Source organism: Pseudomonas sp. MWU13-2517 (assembly GCF_023242545.1).
In the GTDB taxonomy this organism is placed as follows: Bacteria; Pseudomonadota; Gammaproteobacteria; order Pseudomonadales; family Pseudomonadaceae; genus Aquipseudomonas.
The window spans coordinates 209,983-224,885 of sequence record NZ_JALMFA010000005.1 but is presented as its reverse complement, the minus strand read 5'-3'; the positions used below and the strand labels follow the sequence as shown (position 1 = coordinate 224,885).

Below are 14,903 nucleotides of genomic sequence, written 5' to 3'. Positions count from 1 at the left end.
CCGTCCGTATTCGCGAGCACGTCGCACCGTCGCTTGCGTTGGGTTAGAGCACCGGCGCTGCGGCGGTCAGTTTCGGTTGGCGATACAGGTCCAGCAGCACCTGATCCAGCACCGACGAAGCACCCCACGGTTTCGAGTCGTTGAGAATCGCCACCACGACCCAGGTATTGCCATTGTTGTCCCGGCTGAACCCGGCGATAGCGCGCACGGTGTTCAAGGTGCCGGTTTTTACATGGGCCTCGCCGCGCAGGGCGGTGGTCTTCAGGCGTTTACGCATGGTGCCGTCGGTGCCGGCAATCGGCAGTGAACTGATGTATTCGGCCGAGTAAGGGCTTTTCCAGGCGGCTTGCAGCATGGCTGCCATCTCGCGGGCGCTGACCCGTTCGGCGCGGGACAGGCCGGAGCCGTTTTCCATCACCAGGTGCGGTGCGGTGATGCCCTTTTTCGCCAGCCATTGGCGTACCACGCGTTGCGCAGCCTTGGCATCGTCGCCGTCGGCATCGTTGCGAAATTGTGCACCCAGGCTCAGGAACAACTGCTGGGCCATGGTGTTGTTACTGTATTTGTTGATGTCGCGGATGATTTCCGCCAGGTCCGGCGAGAACGCACGGGCCAGCACCTTCGCATCCTTGGGCACCGGTGCCTGGATATCGCGGCCCTGGATAGTGCCGCCCAACTCCTGCCAGATCGCCCGTACGGCGCCGGCGGTGTAGGTGGCATGGTCCAACAGCGACAGGTAAGTCTGCGAACTGCAGCCATCGCCCAACTGGCCGCTGACGGTAACGGTCACGCTGCCATCGGCCGCGGTCGTAGGGTTGTAGCGCACGTCGCCGGTGCACTGCTTGGCGTTGTTCGCCTTCACCTGATTGTCGATGCGAATACTCGCGATCGGCGGTTCGACCGATACGATCACCCGGCCTGCATCATTGCGGGTGACGAAGCGCAGGGCCTTTAGGTTGACCAGCAAGGCGTCGGGCTTGACCAGGAACGGTTTGTTTTCGTCGTTGCCGTCGTCATTGAATTCCGGCAGTTGTGGCTGGTTGAAGAAACTGCGGTCCAGCACCAGGTCGCCGGTCACTTGCTGTACGCCGTTGGCGCGCAGGTCGCGCATCAGCAGCCAGAGTTTTTCCATGTTCAGCTTGGGGTCGCCACCGCCCTTGAGGTACAGGTTGCCGCGCAACACGCCACCGCTGAGGGTGCCATCGGTATAGAACTCGGTCTTCCACTGATGGTTGGGGCCAAGCATTTCCAGCGCGGCGTAGGTCGTGACCAGCTTCATGGTCGAGGCGGGGTTAACCGAGACGTCAGCGTTGAATACGGTCGGTGTACCAGGGCCGGTCAGTGGCAGCATCACCAGGGACAGTGCGGTGTTCTGGATTTTGGCTTTCTGGAGGGCCTGCTGGACGTTGGGTGGCAGGGTGTTATTGATGGGGGCAGCGGTAGCGGAAAAGGCCAGTGGGAGGAAAAAACCGGCAATGAGCACTGAACGTAAAGATTTGATCATAAGAAATAAAACCCTACTGCTGAGGAGGGTGAAAAGGTGAGGGGCAAATAAGAAAAATCCCTCAATGGTCCTGAAAGTGTCGGCATTATGCCCCAAGGTGCATCCAGTTGTAGCTGAACGATAGCGGGTATTCGGCGTTTTTTTCCAGGCAGAGGGGCGCTCTCCCTGCCGATTCGGGCGGTGAGTGCGTTGGATATCAGGAATTGGGGGCTTTGGAAGGCTTGAATGCCGAGCGCGCGCAGAGCCAGGAGAGGCTTGCTGCAGGTAACGAGGGGGTGACGCTTAAACAAACAGGGCCATCACGAAGGATGGCCCTGATGGCGATCAAGCAACAGGGTTGATCGGCTTTTCCGGGTACCACACGTCCAGCAACGGGCTGACTTCGGCTTTGGTCAGTTCATCACGGGACTTGAGCCAGGCTTCAACCTTGGCGCGCTGCTCTTCGCTGACCGAGCCACGCTTCTGCAGGCAGACCAGACCGTAGTCGTCACCGCCGACGTAGCCCAGGCCGTTGGCTTCCATGGCTTCTTTCAGGAATGCGTCGAGAAATGCATCGATTGCATCGTCAGCCAGATTTTCCTTGAATTCCAGGTTCAGCTCGAAACCCAATTCCTGGAACTCGTCCACACACAGTTTTTTGCGCAGACGCTGGGAGCGGTTAGTGGCCATGAAAACATTCCTCTTAATAAATAACGGTGCGCACTCTACCAGTTAATAGGCGTGACTGCCCCATTTGCGTGCTATCACCGTCTGCCGCCTGGCAGAAAACCGTGGTGTGCCCGGGCGGTAAAGTCTGCCGGAGCGGGCCTGATAAACGGTGGTTTGTACCACCCGACCGGTCTTTTTAACCGTTTATGCATGGCTTCATGGTGGTGTAATGAATCCATGCTGCCGCGATGCCATGACCGACCCTTGACGGATACCCACTTATGCCCGCTCCCTTGATTGCTGTAGAAACTTCTCCCGACTTGCCGACTGACGCTGACGTGGTGGTGATTGGCGGTGGCATCATCGGTTCCTTTACCGCTTACTACCTGGCCAAGCGCGGCATGAAGGTCGCCTTGGTCGAAAAGGGCCGTATAGGGGCCGAGCAGTCGAGCCGTAACTGGGGCTGGTGCCGTCAGCAGAATCGCGATGCGCGCGAGCTGCCGATGGCCACCAAGAGCTTGGAACTGTGGGCGCAGTTCGCTGCCGAGACCGGCGAGCAGACCGGCTTCACTCGGTGCGGCCTGCTTTACCTGAGCAACGACGAAAAGGAAATTGACGGTTGGGCACGCTGGGGCGAGTTCGCTCGCTCGGTCAACGTCGAGACCCATATGCTCACCGCGCAGCAAGCCGCTGAGCGCGGCAGTGCGACCGGCAAGCCGTGGAAAGGCGGGGTATACGCACCCACCGACGGCATTGCCGACCCCTCCCGCGCAGCCCCGGCGGTCGCACGCGCGATCATGGCGCTAGGCAGCACGGTGCATCAGGACTGCGCGGTGCGGGGCGTGGAAACCGAAGGCGGCCGACTGTCTGCGGTGGTGACTGAAAAAGGCACCATCCGCACCCGGCTTGCGGTGCTCGCCGCAGGTGCCTGGGCCTCCTCGTTCTGCCGCCAATACGGCATTCGTTTTCCCCAGGCGACCATTCGCCAAACCGTGCTGCGCGTGTCGCCCCCAAGTCAGGAACTGCCGACTGCATTGCACACGGCCAATGCCTCGATGACGCGCCGTTTCGATGGCAGCTACACCCTGGCGATCAGCGGGCGCGGGCGTGTCGATCCCACCCCGCAGCTGCTCAGCTTTGCGCCGCAGTTCCTGCCGATGTTTCAACGGCGCTGGCGCAACCTCGCCGTGGGTGGGTTCGAAGGCGTACGGGCAGGCCACGAAAGTTGGAAGCGCTGGCGTCTGGACGAGCCGACGCCGATGGAGAAAATGCGAATTCTTGACCCGACCCCGGACGCTTTGGCGGTCAAGCTGACCTACGAGCGCGGGACGGCATTGATGCCGGCCCTCAAGGACTCATCGGTGACGGCCGCGTGGGCGGGGTATGTGGACAGCACGCCCGACGGCGTACCCGGCATCGGTGAAATGGCCAACCTGCCTGGGCTGATACTGGCGGCGGGGTTCAGTGGGCACGGGTTTGGTATCGGGCCGGGGGCGGGGCATCTGATTGCGGACATTGTCAGTGGTGCGCAACCTATCGTAGACCCGACGCCTTATCATCCGGACCGGTTCAAGTCATCGGCGTGGGGCAAAGTCGCGGATTTCTGAGGGGCCGAATGGCTCTGCGCCGGACCGGCATAGCATGCCGGTTTCGGTCCGCAATGTAAGAGGGGGCTTGCTCCCGATAGGGGGGACTCACCCCTATCGGGAGCAAGCCCCCTTTTCACAGTCGATGTGCAGTGCCGGCAGACGCTGCTCTAGGCACCGAAGCCGACAATGGCCTTGGTCTCCAGATACTCTTCAAAACCCTGCACACCATACTCCCGGCCATTCCCCGAACGCTTGTAGCCACCAAAGGGTGCCATCGGGTCCCAGGCGGGATGGTTCAGGTGCACTTGCCCGGCGCGAATACGCGACGCCACGGCTCGGGCAAGCTGGATGTCCTGCCCCTGCACATGGGCACCCAGCCCGTACACCGTGTCATTGGCGATGGCGACGGCTTCATCGAGGCTGTCATACGCGATGATGCAAAGGACCGGGCCGAAAATTTCTTCCTGGGCGATGCGCATGCTGCTCGCGACTTCGGAAAACACGGTCGGGCGGGCATAGAAGCCTGTGTCAAAGCCGGGCACGCGCCCGGGACCACCGCAGACGCGTTTCGCGCCTTCGGCGATGCCGATCTCGATCATGGCCTGTACACGCTCGAACTGTGCCTGATTCGCAATCGGCCCGAGTACGCTGTCCACCGATTGCGGGTCGCCCACGACGATGCCGTTGGCGGTTGCCGCCGCGAGCGCTTCAACCTCCGCGAGTCTGTTCCTGGGCACGATCATCCGCGTTGGCGCGCTGCAGGATTGCCCCACGTTGCGAAATGCCGACATCACGCCCAGCGGCACGGCCTTGGCAAAGTCCGCGTCGGGCAGCAACACATTCGGTGATTTGCCGCCCAGCTCCTGGGTGACGCGTTTCACCGTCGGCGCCGCCGCCTGCGCAACCAGGGCTCCGGCGCGGTTGGAGCCGGTGATGGAGATCATATCGACGTCGGCATGCGCGGCCATGGCGGCGCCCACCTCGTGGCCACTGCCATTGACCAGGTTGAACACCCCGGGCGGCAGGCCGGCATCATGCACTAACTGGGCGAACAGCAACGCGCTCAGCGGCGACAGTTCGCTGGGTTTGAGCACTACCGTGCAGCCGGCGGCAATCGCCGGGGCAACCTTGGCGGTGATCTGATACAACGGCCAGTTCCACGGGGTGATGAGTGCGCATACGCCGATGGGCTCACGCGCGATCGCGGTGCTGCCTTCCAGCGTCTGGAAGCGATAGTCGGCCAGCAGGTCACGTGCGACCCGCACGTGCTCGGCCGCCAGCGGCACCTGCATGGCACGTGCGAAACCTATCGCCGCGCCCATCTCCAGGCACAGCGCCTGGGCAAGCGCCTCCTTGCGTTCAAGGATCAGCTCATGGATCTTCCCAAGCACGCGGGCGCGCTCGGCAGGGGCGCACGCCGCCCAGCCCGGAAACGCCGCACGCGCTGCCGCAACGGCGCGATCGACATCTTCGGCAGTGCCGCGCGCCACCTGCGCCACCACCTGCTCGGTGGCCGGGTTGACCACCCCGAGGCTGGCCGGAACTGCCGGCGAAACCCACTCGCCATTGATGTAGAACCTGCCCAGTATGTGGGGGGCGACGCTGTGCTGGTTCGTAGAGTGTGTAGTCATTTCAACGGGCTCCCTGGAGCGATAACAGGCGTTGCGAACTTATTTCACCGCGTAAACCTTGCGCACATACACCGTGCCGCGCCAGGCACATGGCGCGCCCTTGGGGACAAAAACCGTATCGCCGGTGTTGACCGTCAGATCGACACCCTCAGCGTCCTGAAGCGTCATGTTGCCTTCGATCAGGTACATCAATTCGTGCAGCTTGTGCGGGCGAGCGTGGCGGGCATAGGGCGTCGAATCCCAGATGCCGACGCGCAGTTCGGTACTGGCATCGTCAAACAGGTTGTTGGAGCGGCATTGCGGCGCGGAGCCGATCAGGATGTGTGCGTCGGGTGCGGCTGAAGGGTTGAGCATGGCGCGCGGATCGAGCCAGGTCAGGCCGGGACGCAGCGGGGCATCGGTGAGGTTCACGGCGCAGAACGCGCACCAGGTGCCGGGGCTGGCCTGCAGGGTGAGGCGGGTGCCGCGGCCGATCACCGCGCTGTCGCCGACCCCCAGCTCCAGCGTCTGCCCGGCGCTGTGCAGCTGTACTGAACCGGCGTGAACCACCAGCGTTTCACTGTGGGGGAAATCTTCGATAACGGTTTCGCCGTTCAGCGCGACCAGACCGGCAGACACGCCGTCGTCGCTCAGCCAGGCAAGCCGGCGGTTGTCGCCGAAGGGGTCGAGCGCGCTCAAGGCCGCGTTGCGAAAGGGCGTGTCGACGGGGCTGCCGTCAGCGCGAGCGAGCATCAGGATACGAGGGGAAGACATGGGCAATACTCCAGGAAGGTCAGCCGATCGCTTGGGTGATCAGGGCAAATGCATGCACGCCGGCGCGGGCTTTGGGCGGTTCACCCATGGCCATGCGTGCAACCGTGTCGATGCACTTCAAACCGGCCTGTTCGAGCCAGTCGTTGAGGCCGCATTCGGCCGGGATGTCGATGCGCACAAATGCATCCGGCACCTCGGCCAGCAACGCGCCGATCAAGTGCTTGGCCTGGTCCAGCGTTTCGGCCACCACCGGGCCGATGCAACGCCCACGACCAAAGGGGCGTAGCAGCGCAATCGCGCGCAACTGGCCGTCGCGTTCGATGCCCACGGCGTGCTCCACTTGCACGTCGCGCAGGATTTCACGGCGGTCCAGGCCGCTGCCGGCATTGGCCAGGGCGATCAAGGCGGCATGATCGTCGGCATTCAGCGTGCGGCAGGTTTCGCCCTCGGCTAGCGCGGTCAGTGCGGGAACCTGCGCCTGGCCTTGATGCTGCTGCACCTGGCCAAACTCGACAAAGCCTTGGCTTGCGTAGAGCGGCGCACCAGCCAGGGTGGCATTGAGCAGTGGCGTGCTTGACCGGCAGGCCTTCAGGGCCATTTCCATCAAGCGGCGGCCGATGCCCTGGCCCTGGTAGTCGTTGCTGACGATCACCAGGCCGATCGTCGTGTAATCGCCTTGGGGGCAGGCGAAAGCCGTGCCGATCAGGCGCTCGCCGTCGAGTACCACAAAGCCATCGCTGACCCGTTGCAACATCGCCCAATCTTCCAGGCGGTGGGGCCATTTGAGTTGCACCGATAACGCATGGGCGGCCGGAAGGTCGGCTGCCGTCATCGAGCGGTAAACGTAATCAGGGTGTGGCAGGGCAGCCATGGCGGGTCTCCGTTAAGCACCGGTTGAGAGTCGTTGAAATGCCTGTATCCCACCTGCTTTCAGGGCTGGCAAGAGGGCGCGCGGTATTCGGTAGATTTGCCGTGCAAGAGGGTGACGCCACCATAGTTACTACCAAATTGGAGGGGGTGCTCAGCAGCAAATGCCTCGCGGCCGATGAGCCTGTTCAGCGCTGTGCGCGGAACGCTTCTTTATAGAGTGCCGTGCGCCACACATTCTGCCGCTCGTCACCCCCAGCCTTGAGCCCTTGCACCTGAAAAGGCCCATAAAAGCGCATGAATACGGGCTTTGCCCAAGCCTGGAGCGCGCCGCAAACTCTGCTGGCGCCGACGGCAAAAACGGTGCTTTGTATTGAGTCAGGGGCATTTTTGATGCCATCTGCTGATTTCACAGTGGTGTAATGAACCTGTGCTGCAACGAGGCCGACGCGCCGTCAGAGCCGCGAATGCTTGTCACTTTCCACTGACTCCAGGACCGCACCCCATGAGCTTCCTTCGTCCCAAATTCATCACGTTCGACTGCTACGGTACGCTGACCAATTTCCAGATGGGCACCATGACCCGCGAGCTGTTCGCGGATCGCCTCGCGCCTGGGCAGATGGACCAGTTCGTCAAGGATTTCACCGCCTACCGTCTTGATCAGGTGATGGGCGACTGGCGGCCCTACGACGAAATTCTCAAGACCGCCCTGGCGCGTACCTGCAAGCGCTGGGGTATCGACTACCGTGAAGAAGGTCAGCTGTATTACGACGCCGTACCGACCTGGGGCCCTCACGCGGATGTGCCGGCCGGCCTGTCGAAGATCGCCGACAAGATTCCCCTGGTGATTCTCTCCAACGCCATGGACAGTCAGATCATGTCCAACGTCGAAAAGCTCGGTGCGCCGTTTCACAAGGTGTTCACCGCTCAGCAGGCCCAGGCCTACAAACCACGCCTGCAAGCGTTCGAGTACATGCTCGACAACCTCGGCTGCGGGCCGGAAGACATCTTGCATGTGTCGTCCAGCTTCCGTTACGACCTGATGTCGGCTCACGACATGAAGATCAAGCACAAGGCGTTTGTCGCCCGCGGTCATGAAGTTCCGGGTAATGCTGCCTTCGGCTACCAGCAGATCACCGATATCGGTGGGTTGCCTGGCCTGGTCGGTCTGTAAAAACCAACGTCATTGGCGCACGAGGTTAAACATGGGCAGTGAATCCTATTGGCTCGATACCGCACCAGCCTTCACCGGCGCGCAGTTGGGTGACCTGCCCAGGCAGGTCGACGTGGCGGTGGTCGGTGGTGGGTTTACCGGCCTTTCGGCGGCCAGGGCATTGGCCATGCGCGGCGCCAGTGTGGTGGTGCTGGATGCCGGGCGGGTGGTCGGTGAAGCCTCGGGGCGCAACGGTGGGCAGTGCAACACCGGGGTGGCCCAGGATTACGCCGGGCTGCATGCCAGCCTCGGGGCAGCCAAGGCGCGGGATTATTACCAGGCTTATGAAAGCGCGGTGCAGACCGTGGTGTCGTTAGTGGACCAGGAGCAGATCGCCTGTGACATGGTGCGCAACGGCAAGCTCAAGCTGGCGGCCAAGCCCATGCATTACGAAGGGCTGGCGCGCACCTGCGATCTGATTCGCCGCGAAGTCGATGCCGATGTCGAGTTGCTCGACGCCGGCCAGACCCGGACCGAAGTGAATTCGACGCAGTTTCACGGCGGCTTGCTGCAACGCAACGGCGTGCAAATGCACATCGGCCGTTTCGGTGTGGGCTTGGCCGAGGCGGCGGCGCGACGCGGCGCGATGATTTATGAGCACACCCTCGTCAATGACTGGAAGGCGCAGGCCGGTGGCTATCAAGTCAACACCGGCCGGGGCTCGCTGCACGCCGGTCAAGTGCTGCTTGCCAGCGGTGCCTGCCAGCACGGTGGGCTTGGCTGGTATCGCCGACGCATCGTACCGGTAGGCAGTTTTGTCATCGTCACCGAAGTGTTGCCCCAGGCGCTGATCGATCAGCTATTGCCGCAGCACCGTGCCTACGTCACCAGCCGCATGATCGGCAATTATTTCCGCCTGACCCCGGATAATCGACTGCTGTTCGGCGGGCGTGCGCGCTTCGCGATGTCCAATAGCGTGTCCGATGCCAAGAGCGGCAAAGTGCTGCAGGCCGCGATGCTGAACATGTTTCCGCAGCTGGCGCAGGTGAAGATCGATTATTGCTGGGGTGGCCTGGTGGACATGACCTCCGACCGCCTGCCACGTGCCGGCCAGCATGGCGGCGTGTTTCATTCCATGGGCTACAGCGGCCATGGGGTGCAGATGTCGGTGCATATGGGCCAGGTAATGGCCCAGGTGATGGCCGGCAATGCCGAGGCCAATCCTTGGCGTGAACTCGAATGGCCGGCGATCCCCGGGCATTTCGGCAAACCCTGGTTCCTGCCGTTCGTGGGCGCCTATTACCGCTTTCAAGACTACTTACACTGAGTTGCCGTTGTTGCCTCACCGTCGTTTGTGTTTCCAGAACGCTCCGGATAACCGTGAGCACTCGAATCTTCCGATTTTCGACAGGTAGCCTTGCCATGACAGACAACAAAACCACGCCTCCTCTCATCTCCGGTGAAGAGAGCCTGCGGGTATTCGAAAGCCTCAATCGCGGCATGTCGCGCCGCAACGCCCTGCAGATGCTCGGCGTGGCCGGTGTGGCGGCGGCCGGCGCGGGCAGTTTGTTCGGTGCGGCCGGCAAATTGTGGGCCGATGAAGCGCCGGCGGCCGGCAAGGGCAAGCCGGGCGGCAAGATTCGCGTGGCCGGTGTGTCCAGCTCCACCGCCGATACGCTGGACCCCGCCAAGGGCGCGCTGTCCACCGACTACGTGCGTCACTACATGTTCTATAACGGCTTGACCCGTTTCGACAGCCACATGACCCCGCAACTGGAACTGGCCGAGCGCATCGATAATACCGACGCCACGCTCTGGACCATTACCCTGCGCAACGGCGTGACCTTTCACAACGGCAAGCCGCTTACCGCCGCCGACGTGGTGTTTTCCCTGAGCCGGCACAAGGATCCGCTCACCGGCTCGAAGGTCATGGCATTGGTCGAGCAGTTCGCCGAGATCAAGGCAAGCGGTCCGAACGAAGTGCAGATCCGCCTCAGTTCACCGAACGCCGAGCTGCCTTCGATCCTCGCGGTGTCGCACCTGTTGATCGTTCCCGAAGGCACCACCGACTTCAACAAGGGCATCGGCACCGGCCCGTTCACCGTCGGCGAGTTCAAGCCAGGGGTGCGTTCGATTGCCGTGCGCAACAAGAACTATTGGAAACCGGGCTTGCCGTACCTCGACGAGATCGAGTTCATTGCCATCGCCGACGAACCATCGCGGATCAACGCGCTGCTGTCCGGTGACGTGCACATGATCAACGAGGTCAATGCGCGCTCCACCACGCGTATCAGCGCCAGCCCCAAGCATCGGGTCGTCGATGCGCCGTCGGGCAACTACACGGACTTGATCATTCGCCAGGACCAGATGCCTGGCAAAAGCCCCGAATTCACCCAGGCCATGAAGCTGCTGCTGGACCGTGAACAAATCAAATCGGCGGTATTCCGTGGGTATGCGGTAGTGGGTAACGATCACCCGATCTCGCCCGGTGCGCGTTATTACAATACCGACCTGCCGCAAACCGTGTACGACCCTGAGAAAGCCAAATTCCTGCTTAAGAAAGCCGGCATGGAGAGCATCACCATGCCGCTGGTGGCATCGCCCGCCGCGACCGGTTCGGTGGACATCGCCGTATTGCTGCAGCAGTCGGCCAAACAGGCGGGGCTCAAGCTGGACGTCAGCCGCTTGCCCACCGACGGTTATTGGTCCAACCACTGGATGAAACACCCGCTGGGCTTCGGCAACATCAACCCACGGCCGAACGCCGACGTGATGTTCTCGCAGTTCTTCCAGTCCAAGGCACCGTGGAACGAGTCCGGGTGGCAGAATGAGCAGTTCGACCAGTTGCTGCTGCTGGCCCGCGCGGAAACCGATGAAGCCAAGCGCACCCAGATGTACCACGACATGCAGGCGCTGGTGCATGACCATTGCGGTATCGGCGTGCCAGTGTTCATCAGCAACATTGATGGCGTGGACAAGCGTGTGCAGGGCTATGTCGCCAATCCGCTCGGTGGTTTCATGGGCTACATGTTCTCCGAGCAAGTCTGGCTGGACGCTTGAGCACCGTGAGGGCAGGACGATGAATAGCACTACACTGTGGTTGATCGGCCGGCGCCTGGGCGCCGGGGTCGTGACCTTATTGATCGTGTCCATGGTCGTGTTCGCGATCACGGCGGTATTGCCGGGGGATGCGGCGCAACAAGCCCTTGGCCAGTTCGCCACCCCTGAACAGGTCGCGGCATTGCGCCTGAAGCTGGGGCTCGATCAACCCGGTGTATTGCGTTACCTGCACTGGTTGATGAGCCTGCTGACCGGCGACATGGGCGTGTCGGTTTCCAGCGCCACGCCGGTCAGTGAGCTGATGGCGGGGCGGGTGCCGAACACGTTGATGCTGGCGGGAGCCACGGCGTTGGTCTCGGTGCCGGTGGCGCTGGTGCTGGGCATCGGTTCGGCGATGGGGCGGGGCGGGCGCATCGACAGTCTCCTGAGCTTCGTCACCCTGGCCATGGTCGCGGTGCCGGAGTTCCTGGTGGCCACCCTGGCGGTGCTGATTTTCGCGGTCAACCTGGGTTGGTTGTCGTCATTGTCCTATGCCAGCGATATCAGCTCGCCGTGGCAATTCATGCGCACCTACGCGTTGCCGGTGATGACCCTGTGCTGCGTGATCGTCGCGCAAATGGCGCGCATGACCCGCGCCGCGGTCATCGACCAGTTGGACAGCCCCTACGTGGAAATGGCGCGCCTCAAGGGCGTTGGCCCGATACGGATTGTGCTGCGCCATGCCTTGCCCAATGCCATTGGGCCGATTGCCAATGCCATCGCCCTGAGCCTGTCCTATCTGCTGGGCGGGGTGGTGATCGTCGAAACCATCTTCAACTATCCCGGGATTGCCAGCTTGATGGTGGATGCCGTGACCAACCGCGACATGGCGCTGGTGCAGGCCTGCACCATGTTGTTCTGTGCCGCTTACCTGGGCCTGGTGCTGCTCGCCGACCTGTGTGCAATCCTCTCCAATCCGAGGCTGAGAAACCAATGAATACGCTCATTGCGAAATCCAAGCCTGCCTCTTCCGCCCTGGCCCTCGCCAAAGCGTCCAACGGGCCGCCCTGGCTGGGGTTGGTGGGTGCAGCTGTATGCGTGGCCTGGCTGCTGGTCGCGTTGTTCGGCCCATGGCTGGCGCCACACCCGGTGGGGGAAGTGGTGTCCGATAACGTCTTCGAGGGTTTCAGCCTCGCGTACCCGTTCGGCACCGACTACCTGGGGCGTGACATGCTCAGCCGGGTGCTGGTGGGCGCGCGTTTCACCGTCGGGCTGGCGCTGGTAGCCGCCGTCCTGGCCAGCACCCTGGGCACCGGCTGTGCGCTGTTGTCAGTGGTGTCGCCCAAATGGCTGGACGAAATCATCAGTCGCCTGATGGATGCCTTCATTTCGATTCCGAGCAAAATGCTCGCGTTGATCATGGTCTCGGCCTTCGGTTCGTCCGTGACGCTGCTCATCTGCACCGCCGTGATCAGCTATATCCCCGGCTCGTTCCGCGTGGCGCGCAGCATGGCGGTGAACATCGAAACCCTGGAATACGTGCAGGTTGCCCGCACCCGGGGTGAGCGCCGCTTGTATGTGGCGTGCAGGGAGATCCTGCCGAACATGCTCAACCCGGTCCTGACCGACCTGGGCCTGCGTTTCGGCTACATCGTGTTGTTGCTTGCCGGCATGAGTTTCCTCGGCCTCGGCGTACAGCCCCCCGATGCCGACCTGGGTTCCCTGGTCCGTGAAAACATTGGCGGCCTCAGCCAGGGGGCGCTGGCCATCATTATTCCGGCGGCGGCCATCGGCACCTTGACCGTTGGCGTAAACCTGCTGATCGACTATTTGTCGTCGCGACGCAGTCGACGCACGGGAGGCCACTGACATGAGCGAGTTGATTCGCGTCGAAGACTTGCGCGTGGTCGCCTCCGGCGAGCGCGGCGAGGTCGAGATCGTCAAGGGCGTGAGCTTCGCCCTGGAAAAAGGCGAGGTACTTGCGCTGATAGGCGAGTCCGGCTCGGGCAAAACCACCATCGCCCTGGCGTTGCTGGGGTATGCCCGCAGCGGCTGTCGCCTGTCCGGTGGCGTGGTGCAGGTGGGTGAACACGACATGCTGGCCCTCGGCGAAAAACAGCTGCAGGGCCTGCGCGGCAACCGTGTGTCGTATATCGCGCAAAGCGCGGCGGCTGCGTTCAACCCGGCGAAAAGGCTCATCGACCAAGTGGTCGAGGGCGCCTTGATCCATGGCCTGGGCACTCGCGCCGGTCTTCAAGCCAAGGCCATCGAGTTGTTCCGTGACCTGGCCCTGCCAAACCCCGAGCGCATCGGGCAACGCTACCCGCACCAGGTCTCCGGCGGGCAACTGCAGCGGGTGATGGCGGCGATGGCGCTGATCAGCGACCCCTTGCTGGTCGTACTGGACGAGCCGACCACCGCGTTGGACGTGACCACCCAGATCGACGTGTTGCGCGCCTTCAAGCGTGTGGTGCGCGAGCGTGGCGCCACGGCGGTGTATGTGTCTCACGACCTCGCGGTGGTAGCGCAGATGGCCGACCAGATCGTGGTGCTTAACGGCGGGCAGATCGTCGAACAGAGCGCGACCACAGCCTTGCTCAAGGCCCCGGCCCATGCCTATACCCGCAGCCTGTTGGCGGCTGCGCGCCCCGACAGCAATATCCGGCCGCCTTGCGGCATTGCCGCAGACGTACCGTTGCTCACCATCAGCGGACTCACCGCCGGCTACGGCAATAAAACGCCCCAGGGCATGCCGTCGATCCGGGTGCTGGAAGACATCGAGCTCACCGTACGCCGGGGGCAGGCCATCGGCGTGATCGGCGAATCCGGCTCGGGTAAGTCGACCCTGGCCCGGGTGGTCGCCGGCTTGCTGCCGCCGGCCCTGGGCGGCCTGACGTTCGACGGGCAACCCTTGGGCGGCAGTCTGTCCGAGCGCACCCCGGAGCAATTTCGGCGTATCCAGATGGTGTTCCAGAATGCCGACACCGCGCTTAACCCCATGCACAGCGTGGCGACCATCCTCGGCCGCCCGCTGAAGATGTATTTCGGCCTCAAGGGTGCGGCGCTGCAGGCACGCATCGGCGAACTGCTGGACCTGGTGCGCCTGCCACGGGACATGGCCGAGCGGCGCCCCGGCGCATTGTCCGGTGGGCAAAAACAACGGGTCAACCTGGCCCGGGCGCTGGCGGCCAAACCGGACCTGATCCTTTGCGATGAAGTCACCTCGGCCCTCGATACCGTGGTGGGCGCGGCGATCCTCGAACTGCTGCGCGACCTGCGCCAGCAGTTGGGCGTGTCCTATCTGTTTATCAGCCACGACATTTCCACCGTGCGTGCGCTGTGCGATGACATTGTGGTGATGTACAGCGGTTACAAGGTGCAGGCCGGCCGCCGCGAATCGTTTGCCGAGCCGCCGTTCCATCCGTACACCGACCTGTTGATCCACTCGGTGCCCGACCTGCGCCAGGGCTGGCTGGAAAGCTGCGGCACGGCCTGCGATACGCTGCCGGCCATGGGCGAACGGGCCGGTGTGCCGGGGCTGTGCACCTTCCTCAATCGCTGCCCGGTGCGCGTCGACGGTCTGTGCAACCGCGTCGCCCCCCCTCGTCGCGTCTTGGATAATGGCAGTGAAGTTCTCTGCCACCATGACGCTGCCCAACTGCGCAAGACCCAGCACGGCCTCGTGGCCGAGACCTCGGGAGCCTGCGCATGAGCCGGCG

The 14,903-nt window shown here is 62.9% G+C and carries 12 protein-coding genes; 7 read left to right on the top strand and 5 right to left on the bottom strand.

Translation table 11 applies throughout. From position 1 onward, the window contains the following. Positions 1-43 precede the first annotated feature (43 nt). Both dacB and M5B97_RS09580 read right to left on the bottom strand, forming a co-directional pair. The gene (dacB, locus tag M5B97_RS09585; protein WP_123715422.1) at positions 44-1,504 is read right to left on the bottom strand and encodes a D-alanyl-D-alanine carboxypeptidase/D-alanyl-D-alanine-endopeptidase; all 1,461 of its coding nucleotides are present in this window, start codon (positions 1,502-1,504) and stop codon (positions 44-46) included. Between the two features lie 324 nt (positions 1,505-1,828). Then, positions 1,829-2,173, bottom strand: coding sequence for a YggL family protein (locus M5B97_RS09580; protein ID WP_123715423.1), 345 nt, complete (start codon positions 2,171-2,173; stop codon positions 1,829-1,831). A 260-nt stretch (positions 2,174-2,433) separates the two neighbouring features. Here M5B97_RS09580 and M5B97_RS09575 point away from each other — a divergent pair, with 260 nt between their 5' ends. Further along, complete coding sequence (locus M5B97_RS09575) at positions 2,434-3,759, top strand: FAD-binding oxidoreductase (protein WP_248731355.1); 1,326 nt, start codon at positions 2,434-2,436, stop codon at positions 3,757-3,759. 149 nt (positions 3,760-3,908) lie between these two features. Here M5B97_RS09575 and M5B97_RS09570 read toward each other — a convergent pair whose 3' ends face one another. From M5B97_RS09570 to M5B97_RS09560, 3 genes are read right to left on the bottom strand one after another with little or no spacing between them, the layout of a single operon-like run. Then, the gene (locus M5B97_RS09570) at positions 3,909-5,372 is read right to left on the bottom strand and encodes an aldehyde dehydrogenase family protein (RefSeq protein WP_248731354.1); all 1,464 of its coding nucleotides are present in this window, start codon (positions 5,370-5,372) and stop codon (positions 3,909-3,911) included. Positions 5,373-5,411: 39 nt separating this feature from the next. Then, complete coding sequence (locus M5B97_RS09565) at positions 5,412-6,125, bottom strand: cupin domain-containing protein (protein WP_248731353.1); 714 nt, start codon at positions 6,123-6,125, stop codon at positions 5,412-5,414. 19 nt (positions 6,126-6,144) lie between these two features. Then, complete coding sequence (locus M5B97_RS09560) at positions 6,145-6,996, bottom strand: GNAT family N-acetyltransferase (RefSeq protein WP_248731352.1); 852 nt, start codon at positions 6,994-6,996, stop codon at positions 6,145-6,147. A gap of 501 nt (positions 6,997-7,497) precedes the next feature. Between M5B97_RS09560 and M5B97_RS09555 the strand changes: the two genes are divergently transcribed. The 6 genes from M5B97_RS09555 (at position 7,498) to M5B97_RS09530 (ending at position 14,896) form a co-directional block, all read left to right on the top strand. Next, on the top strand, positions 7,498-8,166 hold the full coding sequence (locus M5B97_RS09555) for a haloacid dehalogenase type II (RefSeq protein WP_123715428.1): 669 nt from the start codon (positions 7,498-7,500) through the stop codon (positions 8,164-8,166). A gap of 31 nt (positions 8,167-8,197) precedes the next feature. Then, entirely contained in the window at positions 8,198-9,472 is a 1,275-nt protein-coding gene (locus M5B97_RS09550) for an FAD-binding oxidoreductase (RefSeq protein ID WP_248731351.1), read from the top strand. A gap of 95 nt (positions 9,473-9,567) precedes the next feature. Beyond that, positions 9,568-11,205 (top strand): ABC transporter substrate-binding protein, encoded by a 1,638-nt coding sequence (locus tag M5B97_RS09545; RefSeq protein WP_248731350.1) that lies wholly within the window; start codon positions 9,568-9,570, stop codon positions 11,203-11,205. A 19-nt stretch (positions 11,206-11,224) separates the two neighbouring features. Beyond that, complete coding sequence (locus M5B97_RS09540) at positions 11,225-12,181, top strand: ABC transporter permease (RefSeq protein ID WP_248731349.1); 957 nt, start codon at positions 11,225-11,227, stop codon at positions 12,179-12,181. After that, entirely contained in the window at positions 12,178-13,053 is an 876-nt protein-coding gene (locus M5B97_RS09535; protein ID WP_123715432.1) for an ABC transporter permease, read from the top strand. The genes M5B97_RS09540 and M5B97_RS09535 overlap by 4 nt, the downstream gene beginning before the upstream one ends. 1 nt (position 13,054) lies before the next feature. Beyond that, positions 13,055-14,896 carry an ABC transporter ATP-binding protein gene (locus M5B97_RS09530; protein WP_123715433.1) on the top strand — a complete coding sequence of 614 codons (1,842 nt, stop codon included), beginning with the start codon at positions 13,055-13,057 and terminating at the stop codon, positions 14,894-14,896. The last annotated feature ends 7 nt before the right edge of the window (positions 14,897-14,903 follow it).